Annotated in this window: 18 protein-coding genes; 15 read left to right on the top strand and 3 right to left on the bottom strand. The window is 60.5% G+C overall.

Annotated elements, in window-relative coordinates; translation table 11 throughout:
* Positions 1-159: 159 nt before the first annotated feature.
* The 4 genes from K2Q04_RS11230 to K2Q04_RS11215 all read left to right on the top strand — a co-directional run bounded on the left by K2Q04_RS11230 (position 160) and on the right by K2Q04_RS11215 (position 2,957).
* Positions 160-702, top strand: coding sequence for an SRPBCC family protein (locus tag K2Q04_RS11230; RefSeq protein ID WP_291163412.1), 543 nt, complete (start codon positions 160-162; stop codon positions 700-702).
* Between the two features lie 46 nt (positions 703-748).
* The gene (locus tag K2Q04_RS11225; protein ID WP_291163943.1) at positions 749-1,678 is read left to right on the top strand and encodes a YncE family protein; all 930 of its coding nucleotides are present in this window, start codon (positions 749-751) and stop codon (positions 1,676-1,678) included.
* A gap of 221 nt (positions 1,679-1,899) precedes the next feature.
* Positions 1,900-2,589 (top strand): hypothetical protein, encoded by a 690-nt coding sequence (locus K2Q04_RS11220; protein ID WP_291163409.1) that lies wholly within the window; start codon positions 1,900-1,902, stop codon positions 2,587-2,589.
* Complete coding sequence (locus K2Q04_RS11215) at positions 2,586-2,957, top strand: hypothetical protein (RefSeq protein WP_291163406.1); 372 nt, start codon at positions 2,586-2,588, stop codon at positions 2,955-2,957. Before K2Q04_RS11220 ends, K2Q04_RS11215 begins: the two co-directional genes overlap by 4 nt.
* A 108-nt stretch (positions 2,958-3,065) precedes the next feature.
* Here K2Q04_RS11215 and K2Q04_RS11210 read toward each other — a convergent pair whose 3' ends face one another.
* Positions 3,066-4,034, bottom strand: coding sequence for a quinoprotein relay system zinc metallohydrolase 2 (locus K2Q04_RS11210; protein ID WP_291163403.1), 969 nt, complete (start codon positions 4,032-4,034; stop codon positions 3,066-3,068).
* 445 nt (positions 4,035-4,479) lie between these two features.
* On the opposite strand from K2Q04_RS11210, the gene K2Q04_RS11205 reads away from it, so the two are divergent.
* The 10 genes from K2Q04_RS11205 to K2Q04_RS11160 all read left to right on the top strand — a co-directional run bounded on the left by K2Q04_RS11205 (position 4,480) and on the right by K2Q04_RS11160 (position 18,135).
* The gene (locus K2Q04_RS11205) at positions 4,480-6,300 is read left to right on the top strand and encodes a methanol/ethanol family PQQ-dependent dehydrogenase (RefSeq protein ID WP_291163399.1); all 1,821 of its coding nucleotides are present in this window, start codon (positions 4,480-4,482) and stop codon (positions 6,298-6,300) included.
* A gap of 275 nt (positions 6,301-6,575) precedes the next feature.
* Positions 6,576-7,445 (top strand): c-type cytochrome, encoded by an 870-nt coding sequence (locus tag K2Q04_RS11200; RefSeq protein WP_291163396.1) that lies wholly within the window; start codon positions 6,576-6,578, stop codon positions 7,443-7,445.
* Between the two features lie 309 nt (positions 7,446-7,754).
* The gene (locus K2Q04_RS11195) at positions 7,755-8,591 is read left to right on the top strand and encodes a substrate-binding domain-containing protein (protein WP_291163393.1); all 837 of its coding nucleotides are present in this window, start codon (positions 7,755-7,757) and stop codon (positions 8,589-8,591) included.
* A 106-nt stretch (positions 8,592-8,697) separates the two neighbouring features.
* Positions 8,698-9,288: a PQQ-dependent catabolism-associated CXXCW motif protein gene (locus K2Q04_RS11190; protein ID WP_291163390.1), complete on the top strand. Its 591-nt coding sequence runs from the start codon at positions 8,698-8,700 to the stop codon at positions 9,286-9,288.
* Between the two features lie 242 nt (positions 9,289-9,530).
* Positions 9,531-11,390, top strand: coding sequence for a monovalent cation:proton antiporter-2 (CPA2) family protein (locus K2Q04_RS11185; protein WP_291163387.1), 1,860 nt, complete (start codon positions 9,531-9,533; stop codon positions 11,388-11,390).
* A 160-nt stretch (positions 11,391-11,550) separates the two neighbouring features.
* On the top strand, positions 11,551-13,563 hold the full coding sequence (gene tkt, locus K2Q04_RS11180; protein ID WP_291163385.1) for a transketolase: 2,013 nt from the start codon (positions 11,551-11,553) through the stop codon (positions 13,561-13,563).
* 41 nt (positions 13,564-13,604) lie between these two features.
* On the top strand, positions 13,605-14,804 hold the full coding sequence (locus K2Q04_RS11175; RefSeq protein ID WP_291163382.1) for a phosphoglycerate kinase: 1,200 nt from the start codon (positions 13,605-13,607) through the stop codon (positions 14,802-14,804).
* A 43-nt stretch (positions 14,805-14,847) separates the two neighbouring features.
* Positions 14,848-15,645: a cytochrome c biogenesis protein CcdA gene (locus K2Q04_RS11170; RefSeq protein WP_291163379.1), complete on the top strand. Its 798-nt coding sequence runs from the start codon at positions 14,848-14,850 to the stop codon at positions 15,643-15,645.
* Positions 15,646-15,691: 46 nt separating this feature from the next.
* A complete protein-coding gene (gene thiD, locus K2Q04_RS11165; RefSeq protein ID WP_291163941.1) occupies positions 15,692-16,507 on the top strand; it encodes a bifunctional hydroxymethylpyrimidine kinase/phosphomethylpyrimidine kinase in 816 nt (271 codons plus the stop codon).
* A gap of 416 nt (positions 16,508-16,923) precedes the next feature.
* Entirely contained in the window at positions 16,924-18,135 is a 1,212-nt protein-coding gene (locus K2Q04_RS11160) for an OmpP1/FadL family transporter (RefSeq protein ID WP_291163376.1), read from the top strand.
* 75 nt (positions 18,136-18,210) lie between these two features.
* On the opposite strand, the gene K2Q04_RS11155 is transcribed toward K2Q04_RS11160, so the two are convergent.
* On the bottom strand, positions 18,211-18,759 hold the full coding sequence (locus K2Q04_RS11155) for a hypothetical protein (protein WP_291163373.1): 549 nt from the start codon (positions 18,757-18,759) through the stop codon (positions 18,211-18,213).
* A gap of 157 nt (positions 18,760-18,916) precedes the next feature.
* Between K2Q04_RS11155 and K2Q04_RS11150 the strand changes: the two genes are divergently transcribed.
* On the top strand, positions 18,917-20,164 hold the full coding sequence (locus tag K2Q04_RS11150) for an MFS transporter (protein WP_291163371.1): 1,248 nt from the start codon (positions 18,917-18,919) through the stop codon (positions 20,162-20,164).
* On the opposite strand, the gene dgcA is transcribed toward K2Q04_RS11150, so the two are convergent.
* The gene (gene dgcA / locus K2Q04_RS11145; protein ID WP_291163368.1) at positions 20,130-21,107 is read right to left on the bottom strand and encodes an N-acetyl-D-Glu racemase DgcA; all 978 of its coding nucleotides are present in this window, start codon (positions 21,105-21,107) and stop codon (positions 20,130-20,132) included. The genes K2Q04_RS11150 and dgcA overlap by 35 nt on opposite strands.
* Between the last annotated feature and the right edge of the window lie 51 nt (positions 21,108-21,158).

Raw genomic sequence — 21,158 nt, 5'->3', positions numbered from 1 at the left:
TAAAACAACGTTACCGGGCCGGTCAAGCGTGCCGAACGATCAGATTGAATGCGACACATTTTGCCGTCTTTCCGTTGACGATGAACCTGCCTATTGTCCCGCCGCTCGATCCCGGGCCAAGGACATGCCCAACGCACCAATAATTTCCGGAGGAAATGTATGCTCAAACGGTTGCTGATCGCCGCCACGATCTTCGGCGTCGTGCCGCTGGCTCTGACCGGCGCAGCCTGGGCGCACGGCCCGTCGCGCCAGAAAGTCGTTCAGTCCATCGAAATCAACGCGCCGGCAGCCAAGGTCTGGGCCGTGATCGGCAATTTCCAGGATGCGAGCTGGATCCCCGCCGTCGCCAAGACGGAAGGCAAGGGGGGGAATGACGTTGGCGCGACCCGTACCCTGACGCTCCAGAACGGCGGCGTGATCGAAGAACAGCTCAATAAGTATGACGCCGAGGGCATGTCCTACGGGTACGAAATTACCAAGGTCGACGTGAAGGTTCTGCCGATCAACGATTACTCGTCCCACATCTCGGTGACGGCGGACGGCGATAAGTCGACGGTCGAATGGAAGGGCGCCTTCTACCGCGGCTATATGCTTAACGACCCGCCGCCGGAGCTCTCGGACGAAGTTGCAAACAAGGCGATCACAGACCTCTACACCTCGACCCTCGCCGCGTTGAAGAAGAAGATCGAAGGCGGAAGCTGAGGGACGATTGAACGCCTCGCTGGTTCGACGGAAGCTCGGTCTTTGCCTGCCAGCACTCGGCTTGCTCGCGCTGGCCGGGCCGTGCTGGTCGGCCGCCGCGCATGAGGCGATCGTAACGTCTCAGCCTTCCGATAGCGTCTCGTTCGTCGATCTCACGGCGATGAAAGAGACCGGGCGCATTCATGCCAGCGGCAAACCTGCCGGCATCGCTCTTTCCCCTGACAAGTCGACGGCTTACGTCACCGCACCCGATGGAAAAGAGCTGATCGAGATCGACGCCGTTTCGCGCGCGATCAAGCGGCGTCTCGTTCTCGGCGGAGCGCCCCTTGGGATCGCGGCGCATCCGACCCGGCCCGAAGTCTATGTGGCTGACTGGTATGCGCATAAGGTGATCGTCGTCGATGCCGGAACGCTCACGGTCTCGGGCGAGATTGCCGTCGGTCAATCTCCGTCGGGACTTGCCGTGACGCCGGACGGGCGTTTGCTCTTATCTGCCGATCGCGATAGCGACGCCGTTTCCATTGTCGATATCGGGACGCGCACGCGGCTGGCGTCGGTCGACGTCGGTAACCGTCCCTTCGGCATCACGATCGACGCTGCCGGCGAGAGGGCCTTCACCGCCAACGTTAAGAGTGACGACGTCACCGTGATTGAGATCGCCACGAAGAAGGTGGTTGGGCGCGTGGCGGCTGGGCGGCGTCCTTACGCTGTCGCCTTGGCCCAAGGGAGGGGGTTCGTCACGGACCAGTACGGCGGGACCGTCACCGTGTTCGACCAGTCGACGCTTCAGCCCATCAAGCGGATCGAGGCTTGTGATCATCCCGAAGGCATAGAGGCGGACGCGGACGGAGCGAATGTCTATGTGGCGTGCTGGGGTGACGACGTTCTTTTGCGCATCGATCCCCGAAGTCTTGCCGTAACGGGCAAGGCCGCGGTCGGCACCGGGCCTCGGGCTTTCGGCAAATTCATACGTTGAAGACGGGCTTCGGTTGCTGAGGCGTGCGCTGGGGCCCGTGTTACTGCCTTGTAAGTTGAGACTTTCTGATCTTCCGGCATCCTATGCCAGCCTTGCATTCCGGATGCCGGACTATTGGCACGGCCGTTGACTGAATTTGGCAAGTCATCTGGTCAAGCCTTCCTGGTCACGCTACACAGCCGGAAAAAATTCTGAATAGACGGTCTGGAGGATCGCCCCACATGTCGAAATTTCTCTTCCGCAAAGCCGGTCTTGCGGCGTTCGCGGTCACTTGCCTGAGTGCCGCAAGCGTTGCTGCCGAGGCGCCGAAGCCGGCCGAAATCCTGTTCGACCGGCCGCACATTGCTGCGGTCGCTCCGGGTACTGACCTCGTCTACAAGTTCGAGCGCAAGCCTTCCAATCCGAAGGCGCTCGGCGAGGGCTACACCGATGACATTATCGTGAAGGTCGAAAGCGACGGCGCGCCGGGGAAGAAGAACGTTCTGGTCAAGATGTACTCCGGGGATAGAGCCCGCGAGCCGCAACGGATCACCGACATGGACGGCAATCCGATGCTCATCATCTATCTCGACAATGCAGTTGCGCATTTCCGCGAACTGGCCGGTGGGGACAGCGCTTATCTCAAGGGCATGTTCAGCCGTTATCTCGGCAACGGCGCAACGATTGTCTCGGCAACGATCGTCTATAAGGGCCAGACGGTCGAAGGCTATCGCGTAACCGCGACGCCATTCGCCAACGACCCGGCGCGCGCAAAGATGAGGGGTTTCGAGGGCGCGACGTTTACGATCGCGCTGTCGGACAAGATCCCGGGTTACCTCGCGAAGATGACCGCGGAGTACAACAATACGGACAAGAACTCGCCAACGCTCGAAGAGACGACAACGCTTGAAGGTGTAGGAGAGGTGAAATGACAAAGGGCTTCTCGAGCCTTGCATTCAGCGGGCTTTTCGTGGCGGCTTTGTTGATTTCCGCCGCGGTGTCACGTGTCGCGGCTCAGGAATTGCCGCCCAACGATTATCCAACAACGGCGCGCGCCGATTACGTTTACGCGTGCATGGCGGTCAACGGCCAGAACCGCACCAACCTCGACAAGTGCTCTTGCTCCATCGACGAAATCGCGGCCATCTTGCCGTACGCCGAATATGAGGAGGCGGAAACGCTGTTGTCCGTCGGTCTGAAAGGCGGAGAAAACGTTGCCTGGACGCACGCGCCGGAATTCCAGGAAAAGGTGAAAAATCTGCGGCGCGCGCAAGTCGAAGGCGAGTTGCGCTGCTTCTAATGTTTGCGCCCGGCGACTCCCCTGCGGGGAGCCGGCCGCCGGGCACAGTTTACACGTTTGCGCTCGGCGACTCGCGTTCCGCGAGCCGGCCGCCGAGCGCGGAAGAGATCATTCCCATTCGAGTTCGGTGAAAGCGGCGGTGACGTTGCGCGGGTGATGCTCGTCGAATAGAGCCCAGTTGCCCCGCTCCGACTGCCCGGCCGTCGCGACGGCTTGCTCGATCGTTTTGCGGTCCTTGATCATCTTGCGAACGTCGGTCGCCAGAACTTTCAGATAGCGTTCTACGGGCTTGATCGCATCGGGCCAGGGCATCGTGTTCGGTCCGTGTCCGGGAACCGCGCGATCGGCTTTTTCCTGCGTCAGCACTCCGATGAGATTGATCCACCCGACGAGCGAGCCGTCGAGCGTCGGTACATGGTTTGAGAAAAGAAGATCGCCGAGAAAAAATGTGCTGGTCGCTAAATCAAAGATCGTCAGGTCGTTGTCGGTGTGCGCGGTGGGGCGCGCTCTGAGCGTCAGCGTCCGGCCACCGAGATCGAGGTCGAGCGTGTCGGTCACGAGCAAAGTCGGTGGAATGATTTCGGTGCCGGCAAAAGCCTCGTCGCCAATGCGCTGACGTGCGTTCGCCAGGTAGCTGTCCTTGCGCGCATAGAGAGCTGCGGGAAGCTTGTGGTGGCCGACGAACTCGCACCCTGCCGATTTGAAGGCGGCGTTCCCCAGTACATGGTCAGGATGCATGTGGGTGTTGATGACATAGCGAATGGGCTTCTCGGTGATCTTCGAGATGGCCTCATGAAGAGCCTTACCGGCCGCGTAGGAGCCGCTCGTATCGATTACGGCGACGGCTGAACTGCCGACAATGCAGACGGCATTTGAAATATTTCCGCGGTTTTCCTTGTTAACCAATTCGTATTGGCCGACGTGAACGAAAACGCCCGGCGCGATCTCGATCACGCCGATCTGCTGCGCTTCGGCCTGGGAAACGCGCGGCAGCAGCGGCAGGAGCGCCGCCAAGGTCACACCGCGTAGGAACTCTTTCCGGGAAGTTTTTGCATTCAAAGGCGAAATTTCAGCCATTCAATCCAGCTCTGACAAATCGTGCGATAATGATGGTCTTCAAGCGTGTTCAGCTCGCGACTTTTCACGAAAGTGCGCAAATTCCTAATCACGACGCCTAAAATTCACCCTTCAGAAACAACTAGACGTGCGGCGCAGCATTTTTTGTGCGTTGCAATTTCTTCCCGTGAATAAAGGGATAATTTGGGTCAGAGGTATTGTCCTAATTTGCCGCAGCGGAATGATCGTCGCACTACGTGTTGCGGGCTGAAAAAAAAAGTGTCTACATGCGCCTCGTTCACGAGGACTACCGGTTTCTACACGGTTTCGTGAAGCACTCCTTCTCCGACGGGGCAAAGACGGGAGATAATCCCGCAATTCCTGAGATCGGAGCCAGGAGATATCGACAGTCCTCGGGTTCGACTTGCAAGCGTGGCAAGACTTTTCTCAAAACGGAGGAAGCGCGATGCGCAAAAGTGCATTCGCCTACGGTTTGCTCGCAACAGCCGCGTTCTCGGCGCCCGTCTGGGCGAACGATGACGTTGCCAAGTTGTCGAGCGATCCGAATAACTGGGCCCAGCAGTCCGGCGACTATGCCGGTACGCGGTATTCCGCCCTGGACCAGATCAACACTGAAAACGTTGGTCAGCTGAAAGTGGCATGGACGTTCTCGACGGGCGTTCTTCGTGGTCACGAAGGCGGTCCGCTCGTTGTCGGTGACACGATGTACCTTCACTCGGCGTTCCCGAACATTGTGTTCGCTCTGAACCTCGCCGACGAACAGAAGATCATCTGGAAGTATACGCCGAAGCAGGACCCCTCGGTCATCCCCGTGATGTGCTGTGACACGGTTAACCGTGGCGTGCAGTATGCCGAAGGCAAGATCTTCCTCCATCAGGCCGACACCGCTCTCGTCGCTCTCGACGCGAAGACGGGTAAGGAACTGTGGAAGGTGATCGACGGCGATCCTAAGAAGGGCGAAACGGGCACCGGTGCTCCGCTCGTCACGAAGGACAAGGTGATCATCGGTATTTCGGGCGCTGAGTTCGGCGTTCGTTGCCACGTCACCGCCTACGACATCAACAGCGGCAAGAAGGTCTGGCGCGCCTACTCGATGGGCCCGGATTCTGACATCCTCGTTGACCCTGAGAAGACCACGTCGCTCGGCAAGCCGGTCGGCAAGGACTCCTCGCTCAAGACCTGGAACGGCGATCAGTGGAAGATCGGTGGCGGTTCGACCTGGGGCTACATGGCCTTCGATCCTGAACTCAACCTGATCTACTACGGAACGGGCAACCCATCTACCTGGAACCCTGCACAGCGTGCGGGACCGGATGGCAAGCCGATCGACCAGAAGTGGTCGATGACCATGTTCGCTCGTGACGTCGACACCGGTGTTGCCAAGTGGGCATACCAGATGACGCCGTTCGACGAGTGGGACTATGACGGCATCAACGAGCCGATCCTCGCTGAGCTCGATTTCGATGGAACGAAGCGCAAAACGGCAACTCACTTTGACCGTAACGGCTTCGGCTACACCTGGGATCGCGCAACGGGCGAGCTTCTCGTCGCTGAGAAGTATGATCCGGTCGTGAACTGGGCAACTGGCATCGACATGGACAAGTCCTCTAAGGACTACGGCCGTCCGATCCGCGTTGCGAAGTACTCGACGTTCAAGAACGGCGCAGACTTCAACACGAAGGGCATCTGCCCTGCAGCTCTCGGCTCTAAGGACCAGCAGCCTGCTTCGTACTCGAAGCTGACCGGCTTGTTCTATGTTCCGACGAACCACGTGTGCATGGACTACGAACCCTTCAAGGTTTCGTACACGGCTGGTCAGCCCTACGTTGGCGCCACGCTCTCCATGTTCCCGGGTCCGGATGAACCGAAGCGTATGGGTAACTTCATCGCTTGGGACGGCGCAAAGGGCAAGATCGTTTGGTCGAAGCCTGAGCAGTTCTCGGTATGGTCGGGCGCTCTGACCACCGCTGGCGGCGTTGCCTTCTACGGCACGCTCGAGGGCTACTTCAAAGCCGTCGACCAGAAGGATGGCAAGGAGCTCTTCAAGTTCAAGACGCCGTCGGGCATCATCGGCAACGCTATGACTTACAGCCACGGCGGTAAGCAGTACGTTGGCATCTTCTCGGGCGTTGGTGGTTGGGCCGGTATCGGTCTTGCTGCTGGCTTGACGAACCCGACCGATGGTCTCGGTGCTGTCGGTGGCTACGCTGGCCTCTCGGAGTACACGAACCTCGGTGGCTCGCTCACCGTGTTCGCTCTCCCATAGGACACGCGCCTAGTAATACGGGAGCCGGTGCGGGGAAACCTGCGCCGGCTCTTTGACGTTCGGCCCACGCATCAGCCAACCAACACGAAACCCTGTCTTTTCACAAGAACGGCGCGACAAGTGGCGATATTCATTCGCCCTGGAACGCGGCGCAAAAAGCGGGAAGCGTTCGGCGAACGGCGGCTCACCATCCACGATCTCACTACAATGGATTTCGGAACGGTCAGTGCGGTGGTGACCCACGCAATTCAAACGACAGGATGAAGAGGAACATCGTGAACAAGTTCAGTAAGAGATTGGCCTTCGCGCTGATGGCCTGTGCCGCCGCCGGAGCTGCCGCATGCCAGGAGCAGAACAAGCCCGAAGAGAAGGCCGCCGCTTCGACACCCGCGCCGGCTCCTGCAACGGAAGCCGCTCCTGCGCCAGAAGCTAAGCCTGAAGCTGCCGCGGCGCCTGCCGCCGAACCGGCAAAGCCCGCTGAGAAGGAAGCAGCTGCGCCTGCCCCGGCGCCCGCAGCAGAGCCCGAAAAGAAGGCTGAAGCACCTGCCGCAGCGGCTCAGCCCGAGCAGGTCGCGCAAGCCGAACCCGCCGCAGCACCTGCTGCTCCCGCCGCGGCTGCGGAGGAAGCTCCTCCCGGATCGCGCAATCCTGATGGCACTGCTGTCTTTCCGAACCCGGTCAGCGATCTCGCAAAGAGCGAGGGCATCAAGTTCGAAGATGGCCGTTATCGCAACAAGGACGGCGACCCGGTGCCCGTCGTTACGAAGGACTACATGGTTGACTGGGGCACGTGGAACGGCTTCCGCCGCTATCACGACGCTTGCCACGTTTGCCACGGCCCGAACGCCCTCGGCAGCACCTTCGCTCCGGCGCTCGCTGAAAGTCTGAAGACGATGGATTACAATACGTTCATCGCGACGGTTTCCAGCGGCCGCGTTGTGAACCGTGCGGGTACGGAATACGTCATGCCGGCCTTCGGCGAAGACAAGAACATCATGTGCTACATCGACGATATCTACACGTACATTAAGGCACGTTCGCATAACGCGACCGACCCCAAGACGGGTATGCCTGCCGGCCGTCCGAATGGCCGTGAAGATATCTCGCCGGAAGCCAAAAAGGCTGCGGAAGATTGCACGGGCTGAGGATCTGGAATTTCTTCCGGTCCTCATCATATGATTGTTAATCCGGAGCGCGTCGGCGTCGCTCCGGGTTGGCAGTAAATTCGGTCATTGAAGGTTCAAGGGGGCGGGTCGCAATTGCGGCGTGCCCCCACTCCATATCAGGAGCCGCGACGTTCACGCCGCTATAACAAAAAGGTTATCAACGTGAGGAAACAAGCGCTCAACGTTTCATTCTTGTCAGTGCCTGCATTGGCTCTGGGAATTACCGCTGCCGTTTCGATAATTGCTTTTCCCGTTCGTTCAAACGCCGCCGACGTGCCAAAGGCAGATTTGGTCAACAGGCAACAGCTTCGCGTTTGCGCCGATCCGGCCGATCTTCCGTTCTCGAACGAGAAGGGGGAGGGCTTTGAAAACAAGATCGCGAACATCATCGGTGAGGAGCTGAAGCTTCCGGTCGTCTATACGTGGTTTCCCAAGGCGACGGGCTTCGTTCGCATGACACTTGGCGCCAAACGATGCGATCTCGTCATCGGATGGGGGCAGGGCGATGACATGGTGCTGAACACGAACGCGATCTATCGTTCGACGTCGGCCCTCATCTACAAGAAAGGCACCGGCCTCGACGGCGTCGACTCGCTCTCGGATCCTCGCCTCAAGGGTAAGAAAATCGGCGCCCAGCAGGGCTCTGCCGGCGCAACGCTCGCTGCAAAGTACGGTCTCATGGCGAATGTGCACGGCTACCCGTTGATGGTTGATCGCCGCTACGCAAATCCCGCCGCAGACATGATCAACGACATTCGCAAGGGCGAAGTCGACGCCGGAATCTTGTGGGGGCCGATCGCTTCGTACTGGGCGTCGCGTGACGGCGAACCGCTCGTTGTCGTTCCTCTCGTCAAAGACGCCGGCGCCGCCAGGATCGCATTCCGAATTACGATGGGCGTGCGCAACGGCGACGATGCCTGGAAGCGTCAGCTCAACGACGTCATTCGCAAACGGCAGGGCGATATCGACAAGGTGCTGCTCGATTACGGCGTGCCGCTGTTGGTCGACGATGATACGTCGACGGAGATGATCACAAAGCCGCGCACGTCGGCCGCTGCAGAGCCTGCTCCGGCGGGCGGTGCGGCGACGGCGTCGTCACCGGCTCCTGCGCCGGCTACGCCTTAAAAGAGGCGAGACGCGAATTCGGAAGCGGCGAAGTAAACCCGCCGCTTCCCGACTGTCCTACTTCTCACTCTGTTGCTTCGAGCAATTTGAAAGTTTCCCTCCAAAGATGCTTCTGCCCCGCGCGCTGATGATTGTCGTTGCAGCGCTTTGGATGCCGATTGCAGGCACCCTTGCCGTGTCAGCGGAAGAGGATGTTTCCGGTCCCGCACCCATCGGCGAGGCGCCGCCTGAGCCTCAGTCCTACCGGACGGATAATTATCGCAAGCCTGTTCCACTGACGCTCAAAGGCGCGACGGTGCTGTCCGATGGCGAGGCAATGAAAATCTGGACTGCGAAGAGAGCTGTTTTCATCGACGTCTATCCGCATGCGCCGAAACCGGAGGGCCTCCCTGCTGGTACGATCTGGCGGGAGACGTCGCACATGACAATCGAAGACGCCGTATGGCTTCCGAATGTCGGCTACGGTGTTCTGTCGGCAGATGCGGCTCGCTATTTTCAACGTAACCTCGAGATGCTGACGAAGGGCGATAAGACGAAGCCGCTCGTCTTTTTCTGTCTCAAGAATTGCTGGATGAGCTGGAACGCCGCAAAGCGCGCTTTGAGCTACGGATATACGAACGTCGATTGGTACCGTGACGGCACCGACGGCTGGCAGGAAGCCGGCGGCCTCGTCGTCGACGCTCATCCGTTGCCTTGAACTTCGACCAGCGCTAAGGCGTCCTCTTGCTGCGGCGGCCTGCGCCGCGAAGTTCAATTTGATCGCAATGTGTCGCACTCGTCGCCACCTCGGCGCCACCGTTTCGAGGTGGATCGGGTGTTAACGGCTTCGGGTGCGATCCGCTTGTGGGTTGCTATACAAGTTGGCGGGCTGGTGTATTGCGCAGCGCGGTGTAGATTTCGCGCAGAACGCAATCTCTCAGCCAGAGAAGCGGGGATAGAGTGACACTTAACGAACTTGCGATCCTTTTGGCCGCCTTGGCGCTAGCCGCGCCGCTCGCACGATTTTTCGGTATCGCAGCGGTTCTTGGCTATCTGGTCGCGGGTGTCGTCCTCGGGCCCTATGGCGTCGGACGTCTCTTCTCCGAGCATGATGCGCAGCAAGTTTTGCACTTTGCGGAATTCGGCGTCGTTCTGCTGCTGTTTTTGATCGGATTGGAGCTGCGCCCCAAGCGACTTTGGGCCATGCGCCAGGCCATCTTCGGCATCGGCACACTGCAGGTGGCGATTACCTCGCTCGCGCTCGCGTTCGTCGGCATTCTGTTTTTCGGAACCCAGTGGCAGCCGTCGCTGTTTGCGGGCGCTGCTCTGGCGCTCTCTTCGACGGCTTTCGCTTTGCAGGTGCTCGAAGAGAACAACGAACTTTCGACCCGGCATGGCCGGCTCGGATTTTCAGTGCTGCTGTTCCAGGACCTCGCCGCCATTCCGCTGATTGCGCTCGCACCGTATTTCGCGGTGACGGCCGCCAAGTCTGCGCCGGTTATCGATTACTTCGCTTTCGCCAAGGGCCTCGGGACAATCGTTCTTGTCGTCGTCATCGGACGTTATGTGCTCGATGCGTTTCTGCGTCTCGTGGCGCTCTCGCGCGTGAAAGAGGCAATGACGGCGGCCGCGCTTCTGACGGTCGTCGGCGTCACGCTGATCATGGAAGCGGTCGGATTGTCGGCGTCGCTCGGAGCCTTCATCGCAGGCGCTCTTCTTGCCGAAAGCAGCTATCGCCACGAACTCGAGGCGGACATCGGGCCTTTCGAAGGACTGCTGCTCGGGATCTTCTTTACCGCCATCGGTATGTCGCTGAATCTCGGACTTCTGCTCGCGGAGCCGGGGCTGATCATATCGCTCACGCTGGCGCTGATCGTCGTGAAAGCGACTATCCTGTTTCTGTTGGGGCGCTGGCAGGGGCTCGAGGCCGGACCGGCGCGCCGGCTGGCTTTTGCTTTGTCGCAGGGCGGCGAGTTTGCCTTCGTTCTGCTGTCGGTCGGTCAGGCTGCCGGTGTCCTCGGCAGTAACCCGTCGCAAATTCTTGCGGTCGTCATCACCCTGTCCATGGCGATGACGCCGGTGCTTCTGCTGCTCGACCGCAGGCTTTCGGCAAAGGCGAAGGCGCCCACGCGTCCATTCGATAAGTTGCCGGACAACGACGGACACGTCGTGATTGCGGGGTTCGGACGGTTCGGACAGATCACGGCCCGCGTGCTGCGCGCGAAGGGTATCCCGTTCACGGCGCTCGACATCAGCGTGGAGCAGGTCGACTTCGTCAGACGCTTCGGCAACAAGGCCTTCTTCGGTGACGCCAGCCGGCCTGAGGTGCTGGAGGCTGCGCAAACGGACAAGGCGCGGGCATTCGTGCTCGCGATCGATGACGTCGAAGCGTCGATGCGCGCGGCGGAATATGTCAAAAAGCAGTATCCGCACGTTCCAATCTACGCGCGTGCGCGTGACCGCATGCACGCTTACCGGCTGCTCGACCTCGGCGTTGCGGCGATACGGCGCGAGACCTTTTTGGCCTCTCTCGATCTGACGCGATCGTTGATGCTTGGTCTCGGGTACTCCGAGCGGGTCGCGGGCCGCATCGTCAAGACCTTCCGGGATCACGATGAGCGGCGCCTCAACGAAGACTACAAGCTGTCGTCAGACGTCGAGAAGCTTCTGGAGCGGGCGCGCACGTCGCAGGACATGCTCGAGAAGCTGTTCCGCGAGGACGAAGCAGAAGAAGCAAAGCTCGCGCACGCCGAGAAAGGTCTGCGCGAGGGCAAGACTTCGCGTGACGCCAAGGTCAAGGCAGACAGCATCGACCCTTAAGCGTGACACTTCGTCCCCTACGGGAATGGGTCCAGAGGGGCGGTTTTTGCCGTGCACCACGGGGCTCGCTGCGGTAGACGGGGCCGTAATCCCCCGGTAAATGTCCCTCGACCTTACGGTGGCGCCAGCGGCGCTCATGGAAAACGGATCCACGAAAAGAATGAGTAAAGCCCAGATCAAGGCCGACACGGTGCCAGCAGCAAGCCGCGGGGAAATGGCCAACGCCATCCGCGCCCTGGCGATGGATGCCGTTCAGGCGGCCAATTCCGGTCATCCCGGGATGCCCATGGGCATGGCCGATGTCGCGACCGTTTTGTTCACCGAAGCACTCAAGTTCGATGCGAGTGCGCCTGAATGGGCGAACCGCGATCGATTTGTCCTTTCGGCCGGTCACGGGTCGATGCTTCTTTATTCACTCCTCTATCTGACCGGTTATCCCGGCATGACGATCGAGGAGATCAAGAACTTCCGCCAATTCGGTTCGAAGACGGCCGGTCATCCCGAATATGGCCACGCCCCCGGAATTGAGACGACGACGGGTCCGCTCGGGCAGGGTCTCGCCAATGCCGTCGGCATGGCGCTATCGGAACGTTTGCTCGCGGCGCGCGTCGGCTCCGAACTCATCGACTATCATACGTACGTCATCGCCGGTGACGGATGTCTGATGGAGGGCATCAGCCAGGAAGCCATTTCGCTCGCGGGGCATCTGAAGCTCGGCAAGCTGATTGTGCTCTGGGACGATAACTCGATCACCATCGACGGGGCGACGAGCCTCTCGGTCTCGGACAGTGAAGTGAAGCGCTTCGAAGCGTCGGGCTGGAACACGACGAAGGTAGACGGCCACGATGCGGCGGCCGTTTCGGCGGCAATCAAAGCGGCCAAGGCCGATCCGTCGAAGCCGTGGCTCATCGCCTGCAAGACGCAGATCGGATATGGCTCGCCGAACAAAGCCGGTAAATCTTCTGCTCACGGCGAACCGCTTGGCGCCGAGGAGATCAAGAATACGCGCGAGAAGCTCGGTTGGCCGTATGGTCCGTTCGAGGTTCCCGATCACATCCTCTCTGCTTGGCGCGGTGTCGGCAGCGCGCACGAGAAGCTTCGCGCCGAGTGGGCAAAGCGCTTGTCGGCTGCGAGCCCGGAAGCGAACGCATTGATCGCGGGGCGCGATACGAAAGCCATCGTTGCGAAGGCAATCACCGAAGCGAAGACCGCTTTCACGAGCGATACCGCAAAGCGCGCGACGCGGGTCTGGTCGCAGTTGACGATTGAGCGGCTCGTGCCGGTTCTGCCGGAACTGATCGGCGGATCCGCCGACCTCTCGGGATCGAACGGCACGCGGACCAAGCACCACAACTCCGTGACGCCCGAGAACTTCTCAGGCAATTACATTCATTATGGCGTCCGCGAGCACGGTATGGCCGCGGCCATGAACGGCATCGCACTCTCGGGCTCGTTCATTCCCTACGGCGGCACGTTCCTCGTCTTTGCCGACTACTGCCGTCCGTCCATTCGTCTCTCGGCTCTGATGCAGCAGCGCGTTCTTTACGTGCTGACGCACGACTCGATCGGCCTTGGCGAAGACGGGCCGACGCATCAGCCCGTGGAGACACTGAGTTCGCTCCGTGCGATCCCGAACTTGAATGTGTTTCGTCCGGCTGACGGCGTCGAAACGGCAGAGTGCTGGGAGCTTGCGATTGCGGCCACCGAGACACCGTCAGTTCTGGCCCTGTCGCGGCAAGCGGTTCCCAATCTGCGCGGGGATGGCGCTGAAAACCTCAGCGCAAAGGGTGCCTATGTTTTGAAGGCCCCGGAGGGCAAGCGCGACGTGACGTTGCTCGCGACTGGTTCCGAGGTCGGCCTCGCGGTCGAGGCGGCCGCTCAGCTGGCGAAGGATGGCATCAAGGCCTCCGTCGTCTCGATGCCGTCGTTCGAGCTCTTCCGCGCTCAGTCCGAGGCCTACCAACGCGAAGTCCTCGGCGACGTGCCGCGGATTGCGGTCGAGGCGGCCACGGCACAGTGCTGGTATGAATGGCTGCGCAATAAATCCGATGTCTTCATCGGCATGCACGGTTTCGGCGCGTCTGCGCCCGCCGGCAAGCTCTATGAGCATTTCGGCATCACGGCTTCGCACGTAGCAGACGCAGCGCGGGGCGCGATTTCGAAATCCGCATGACGAGCTGACAACCACGCATTTGATACCGGAATGGACGCGGAATGAACCTCGACAAGCTGAAGACGACGGATGGGATCGACGTCGAAGGTAAACGGGTTATCGTTCGAGCCGATCTCAACGTTCCGGTGAGAGACGGGAAAGTCACCGACGCGACGCGTCTCGAGCGGCTGCTGCCCGGCATCAACGCGCTGGCCAATCGCGGCGCCAAGGTCATCGTGATCTCGCACTTCGGACGGCCGAAGAATGGTCCTGAAGCCGACCTGTCGTTGAAGCCCGTCGCCGAGATGATGCAACGGCTGCTCGGTCGCCCGGTTGCATTCGGCGGCGATAGCATCGGTGCCGAAGCGGCGAGTGCCGTCGGCCAGCTGAAGAATGGCGATGTAGCGCTTCTCGAGAACCTGCGCTTTCACAAGGGTGAAGAGAAGAACGATCCGGCCTTCGCGGGAGAGCTTGCCAAGCTTGGCGACATCTTCGTGGGAGATGCGTTTTCGTGTGCGCACCGCGCGCATGCGTCGACCGAGGGATTGACGCATTTTCTTCCATCGTACGCCGGGCCACTTCTGATGGAAGAGATCAACGCCCTCAGAACCGCGCTCGAAAAGCCTCAGCGGCCGACCGCTGCTGTCGTCGGCGGAGCCAAGGTTTCGACGAAAATTCCGGTTTTGACGAACCTCGTCGCGAAGGTCGATAGCCTGATTATCGGCGGAGGCATGGCGAACACGTTTCTCCAAGCTCTCGGTGTGGCCGTCGGCAAATCTCTTGCTGAGCCGGAATTCCATGCTACCGCGCGAGACATCATGGCTGCTGCGAAGCAGAAGGGCTGCGAAATCGTTCTGCCGGTCGATGCGGTGGTGGCGCGCGAATTCAAGGAAGGCGCCGCTAGTGAGGTCGTTGCGATCGATAGCGTGCCGGCGGACGCGATGATCCTCGACGTCGGTCCGAAATCCGTTGCGCACACCAGTGAACTCCTCGATCGTACCAAAACGCTGCTTTGGAACGGCCCGCTCGGAGCGTTCGAAATTGCGCCTTTCGGCGAGGGTACGTTTGCGCTGGCCCGTGCGGCCGCTCAATTGACGAAAGCAGGAAAGCTTGTTTCGGTCGCGGGCGGCGGAGATACGGTTGCGGCTTTGAACGCGGCCGGCGTGGCGGACGATTTCACCTATGTCTCGACCGCTGGCGGCGCTTTCCTGGAATGGCTCGAGGGCCGTGAATTGCCAGGCGTCGCGGCGCTCGCGCGCTGAAGACGCCATTACCGGCGAGCCAAGCATTAGGAAGTAGGCCGTAATGCTCGCAGATGCTCATATCTATCTCGGCGTCGCTCTTGCTGGGCTCGCGAGCTTCCTGTCGCCGTGCGTGCTGCCGCTCGTGCCGCCGTATCTCGGTTACATCGGCGGAACGACGCTCGATCAGCTTACGGGTGATGAAAAGGTAGACCGCGCCGTCTGGTTGCGCGTCGTCATTTCCGCGGTGTTCTTCGTCTTGGGGTTCACGACGATATTCGTCAGCCTCGGGGCCGGAGCGAGTTCGATCGGTCAGGTGCTGCTCTCTTATCGCGCTTCGCTCGGAACGCTTGCCGGCATCGTCATCATTCTGTTCGGTCTGCACTTCCTCGGAATTTTCCGCATCCATCTTTTCTACAATGAAGCGCGGTATTCGACCGCCGCAAAGGAATCGAGCTTCCTCAGCGCATACGTCATGGGGCTTGCGTTCGCGTTCGGCTGGACGCCATGCATCGGGCCGGTGCTTGCAACGGTGTTGACGCTTGCCGCGAGCGAGTCGAGCCTCTCAGCTGGCGTCAGTCTGCTCCTCGTCTATTCGCTCGGTCTCGGCATCCCGTTCATCCTTGCCGCTATCGCGATACGGCCGTTTCTCGGGTTCATGAAGCGGTTCAAGCGCCATTTCGCGACGCTTGAGAAAATCATGGGGCTGCTGCTGGTCGTGACAGGCCTGCTATTCGTGTTTGGTGCGCAGAACTGGTTCAGCCAATGGATGATCGAGAACTTCCCGGCGCTGGGCAGGATTGAATCCCTCGTCACGCCCTCCGATCTCAGCTCGGACATCCTGAGAAAGGGGACGCCCTGAGGCGGGGGGCTCCAGCTATTCAAATGAAGCCATTGGAATGAAAATAATGGCCGCCGAGACTGTTCCGATCGCTCTTACAATCGCTGGGTCCGATCCTTCGGGGGGCGCCGGCATTCAGGCGGATCTGAAAACGTTTTCCGCTTTCGGAGTCTACGGTGCGACTGTCATCACGGCGTTGACGGCGCAGAATACGCTCGGGGTGACGGGCGTTTTTCCGATATCGCTCGACTTCATCGCCGCACAATTTCGTTCGGTCGTTTCCGATCTCGACGTTTCGGCCATGAAAACCGGGATGCTCGGCGACGCTGCGACCGTCGAGACGGTCGCGCGCCTTCTCGCGGAAGCTCCAGCTGTGCCCGTGATCGTCGACCCAGTGATGGTCGCGACGAGCGGGGACGTCCTTCTCGCGCCCGACGCCATCGATGCGGTGCGCGGCGCTTTGCTTCCGAGGGCTCGCCTTATTACGCCGAACATTCCGGAGGCCAGCCGATTACTCGATGGCCCGCTGGCGGAGACCGAAGCGGATATGCGCGTGCAAGCCGAATCGTTGATGAAATTCGGTTGCGCCGCGGTGCTTCTCAAAGGCGGTCATGGAGCAGGCGAAGAAGCCGTCGATGTTTTCTTCGACGGACAAGAGCATCATGTTCTTCGCCGGCCGCGCGTTGCAACGCGGAATTCGCACGGCACGGGTTGCACGTTGTCGGCGGCAATTGCGGCCGGGCTCGCGCAGGGGCAGCCGATGCGCGAGGCTGTGGAGTACGCAAAGGGTTTCGTCTGGCACGCGTTGTTTGCGGGTGCGCAGATGCAGATCGGCAAAGGCAACGGACCTGTCGACCATAATTTTGCGCTGAGGAAAGCGTAGCTTCGCCATTTCGGGCGCGTGCTTCCTAGTCGTACGTGCAGGGCCTGTTGCGAGAGAGCATCTAAGCTCTTCGACTCGCACGTCAGGGGAAGCGTCAAGGCTTGCGCCCCATCTAGGACTTTGGCAGCTTGCGCGCGACTTCGGCATAACGCCGTTCACAGACTCCGGGGGGAGCGCCAAGCTAAGTTTCGAGGGATTGAAACGGGGCTTGGCAAGAACCGGTCCGCTTACGGCGGGCCGGTTTTTTGTTGCCGCTGTTCTTGTTGCTCAAGTGGCACAGGATAGATGTTTTGGCCCCGTTGAGCGTTCCCCTGCGTGGAGCTAGGTCAAAGATACACGTATTGTGAGAACTAGGGTAAACGCCGTCGCAGGCGTGGGGGCAAGGGATGCGGCACTCAAATATAAAAGAGAATTCGATGCGGCTGGCGGCCATCGGCGCAGTCGCGCTTGCGACTTGGTCGAGCGCTGCGTCGGCGGGCGGGTTCGACATTCGCGAGCAGTCGACTGTCTTCATGGGCTCGGCTTCGGCAGGCACGGCGGCTGGCGGCAGCCTCGGGTCGATGTTCTGGAACTCGGCGGCCACGGCGCAGTTCTCGGGGCTAAATTCAGAATCGGCCTACATGCTTGTTCTGCCGTACGCCAATATCGACTTTTCGAGCCCGGCGCAGGGCAGCAGCGGCAACATCGGCATCGACGCCACGACGAGTGCGAGTTACGGCGCGTATCAGGTTGCGAAAGATCTTTGGGTCGGCATCGCGATCAACTCGCCGTTCGGACTGGCGACGAAGCCGGACAACACGTCTTACATCGGGTCGTACTTGGGCGTGACGTCCAAGCTTCTCACGATCAACGCCAATCCCACGATCGCCTACCGTATCGCACCGGGCATCACGATCGGCGCGGGCGTGCAGATCGAATGGGCGCAGACGAAGCTGCAGTTTCGCGATCCTACAGGCAACATAGCTCAGTTCGGCGGCACCGACTGGGCGTTCGGCGGCACGGCGGGTATCACACTCGAGCCGGCGCCGGGGACGACCATCGGTCTCGGCTATCGCTCGCAGATGACGCACGATATGGAAGGCACCTTCCATTCAGTGGCTCTGACGGCTGGCACGAATGTGCCTGGCGTCGCGACCGTCAATCTGCCGGATATCGTGACGTTGAGCGGACGTCAGGTCATCACGCCGACGACGCGACTTCTCGGAACCGTCCAATGGACGAACTGGAGCCGGTTCAAAGATCTTCCGCTCGATATACCCGGCCATACGCTGGCGGTTGAGGCGAACTGGAACGACGGCTGGTTCTTCTCGGTTGGCGGCGAGTACGACTATTCTCCGCTGCTCACGCTTCGCAGCGGTGTCGCCTATGAGATTTCGCCTATAGATAGTGCGACGGGAAGACTCGTTCAGATCCCGGATAACAACCGGATCTGGCTGAGCGTCGGTGCGAGCTACAAGTGGAGCGAGTCGATAACGCTCGACGTGGGATATTCGCACCTCTTCATCCAGGATGGCGGTGTAGAGCTGTCTCCACCGAGCGTCGATGGCGTTCCCAATCCGACAACGTTCTCCGGTACGTCCCAGGCAGCGGTCGACCTCTTCTCGGTCGGCATGCGTACGAAGTGGTAGGCAACCTTATCTAAGAGCAAAAAAAACCGGGCCAACGTGCCCGGTTTTTTTTGTGTCTGCGGATCGAAGAAAGGCTTACGCCGCGTCGTCGACTTTCAGCTCGTGCATGATGCTTTCGAGAATGCCTTCGAGCTTGTTCGCGGATGTTTCGAGCGCACTCGCCGCTGAGACGACGCGGTTGGACTGCGCTGCCTGAGATTGGCTCATCGCGTAAAGCCGGCCGGCGTTGCGCGCGATTTCCTCGCAACCCTTTGGATCGAATGGGTTGGCCTGAAGCGACCAGGCAATGTCGTGGATATCTTCGGCAGCTTTCAGGATCGCGTGCGACGGCAGTATGCTTTCGTCGACTGTAGGTCTCGCGAGCAGAGCGGCGCGCGTTTCAGCCATTTTCGCCTTGATCGCTTCGATTTCCGCCTTGAGCTGACCGAGGAGGGCAGGCGGCTCGCGTAGTGAGCTTTGCAGACGCTTGATTGCATCCTCGAGAAGCGCGCTATCGAGCCGGCGCGCACGACGCCCGTGCTCCGCCAAAAACCAGCGTCCGCGGGCGGTTTCCAGCAGCGTCGTTTCGATGGCCCGGTATTCGGTTTCGGTGTCGCTTGGGATGATCGAGGGAAGAGCCTGCATGGCCGTATTGTGCTCCGCAAAAATCAGCTTAATGGGTTACGCGATTCTCGCGCGGCGTAGACACAACCTCCGGATGAACCGAACGGAAGTTGAAGTTCATTCTGAGCAGTTCGGCCTTATACGGTGACGTGAGCATTTGAGCATAAGGGACCGAGGTATGGGCGCGGTCAGAGACGCGAGGTGGAGCTTCGCGGTGCCGGTCGCGTTGTTCTACGCGGCGTTGTTCGTCGTTTACGGAACGCACGTCCCGTTCATGCCTGTCTGGCTGAATTGGCGCGGGCTATCACCCGCCGAGATTAGCATCATCGTCGCGACGCCTCTCTTCCTTCGCCTGTTCGTCAGTCCGGTGATCGCCATGGCGGCCGATCGGGAGTGGGCTCATCGAAGATACCTGATCATTCTCGCCTGGCTTGCGTTGGGTTTCGTCCTGGCGCTTGCGGCATCTCAATCTTTCGCCAGCATTCTACTCTTCGCGACGCTCCTCATGCTGTGCAATTCGACGATCATGCCGTTGATCGAGACGATTGCGGTAAACGGCATGCGCCATCGCGGGCTTCATTATGGGCGTGTGCGTCTCTGGGGTTCGTTGTCGTTCGTCGCGGCCTCTTTTGCCGGTGGCGTCGTCATCAATGCGTTTGGTGGGGGCGCCGGGGTTTGGCTTGTCGCTTTCGGCTGCGGGTTGACCGTCCTTGCGGGTCACTTCTTGCCGGCGGAAGAGAGGCCGCACGCACCGGCGAAGCCCTCGGTGCCGCTTTGGCAAGGTGCGGCGCTTCGCGATTTGCTGAGGCAGAAGAAGTTTCTGGTCTTCCTCGTCGCGGCGGGGCTTGCGATCGCCTCCCATGCAGCGTTCTACACATTCGGCATTTTGATATGGGAACGGCAGGGGCTTTCGGCCGCGTGGAGCGGAAGTCTCTGGGCCATCGGCGTCTTTGCAGAGGTTTTGCTGTTTTCGGTTTCCGGTTCCGTCATTCAGCGGTTCGGAGCAGCGCAATTGATCGCCGCCGGTGCGGCCGCCGCGATCCTGCGTTGGCTTGTGATGGCGTTCGACCCGCCTCTCGCCGTGCTGCTGCCGCTGCAGGTCCTGCATGGCCTGACGTACGGTGCGACGCACATCGGAGCAATCCATTTCATCCACGATACCGTCGACCGGGAGAAGCAGGGCACGGCGCAGGCACTTTACGCGACGATGTCGTCCGGGGTCGTGATGGGATGTTCGACGCTGATCGCGGGCTGGGCTTACGCGCGTGGCGGATCGATGTCGTATCTCGCGATGGTGGCCATTTCGATTGTGTCGCTTGGCGCGGGACTATGGCTCGTCCGGTCGCGCAAGAGCGCGGTGTTTGGCGAGGCCAGAGCGGAAGATAGAGAACTCAGCCCCAAAGTTCCGGCACCGGCGGATACATAATTCCGTTTTCTACCCGCATTCCGAATTCGCGATCGTGCGCCAGAAGCAGAGGCCCGTCGAGATCGATCCAATTGGCTTCCGGGGCGAGCAGCATGGCGGGGGCGACCGCTAGCGAGGTCGCGACCATTGAGCCGATCATGATCTTGAAGTTCTGCCGTTGCGCTGCCCGCACGAGGCTGATCGCGCCGGTCAAGCCGCCGGCCTTATCGAGCTTCACGTTGACCGCATCGTAAGAGCCGACGAGGCGTGGAATGTCGGCGGCCGTATGCACGCTCTCATCGGCACAGATCGGAACGGCGCGCTCGATGTGGCGCAAGGCTTCGTCATTGCCGGCGGGAAGCGGCTGTTCGATCAGCTCAATCCCGCACTCGGCGGCGACGGATACGAGATGCTGCACCGTCTCGATGGTCCATGCTTCATTCGCGTCGACGAGTAGCCGCGCATCTGGACGGGCGGCACGAACCGCTCGCATGCGGGCCTCGTCTCCCGCGCCTCCGAGTTTGAGTTTCAGAAGCGAATGGCTCGGCACGCGCGCTGCCTTGTCGGCCATCGTCTCCGGCGCGTCGAGGCTGATTGTATATGCGGTGACTTTCGACGTTGGCGGTGTGAGGCCCGCGAGCTCGACGACGCGCTTGCCGGTGCGCTTGCTTTCAAGATCCCAGAAGGCGCAATCGAGTGCGTTGAGCGCCGCGCCCGGTTTGAGGTGCTGCGCAAGATCGGCGCGTGTTGAAACGCGACCGGTCAATGCACGAATGTCTTCGAGTACGCCGGTGACGCTTTCGCCATACCGAGTATACGGCACCGCTTCGCCGCGGCCCTTATGTTCGCCGTCGGAGACTTCGACGACGACGACCTCGGCGGCCGTTCTGGCGCCGCGTGAAATGACGAAAGCTTCTCTAAGCGGCCAGACTTCGGCTCGGGCTTCAATGGTCAGCGCGGTCATCGGTCATCGCCCATCGCGAGATTGGCATCGATCGTACCGACATCGGGTGAC

The organism is Hyphomicrobium sp., assembly GCF_019753045.1.
Classification (GTDB): Bacteria; Pseudomonadota; Alphaproteobacteria; order Rhizobiales; family Hyphomicrobiaceae; genus Hyphomicrobium_B.
Note: the sequence above shows the minus strand (reverse complement) of the source record. Positions and strands in the feature narration are given on the sequence as shown.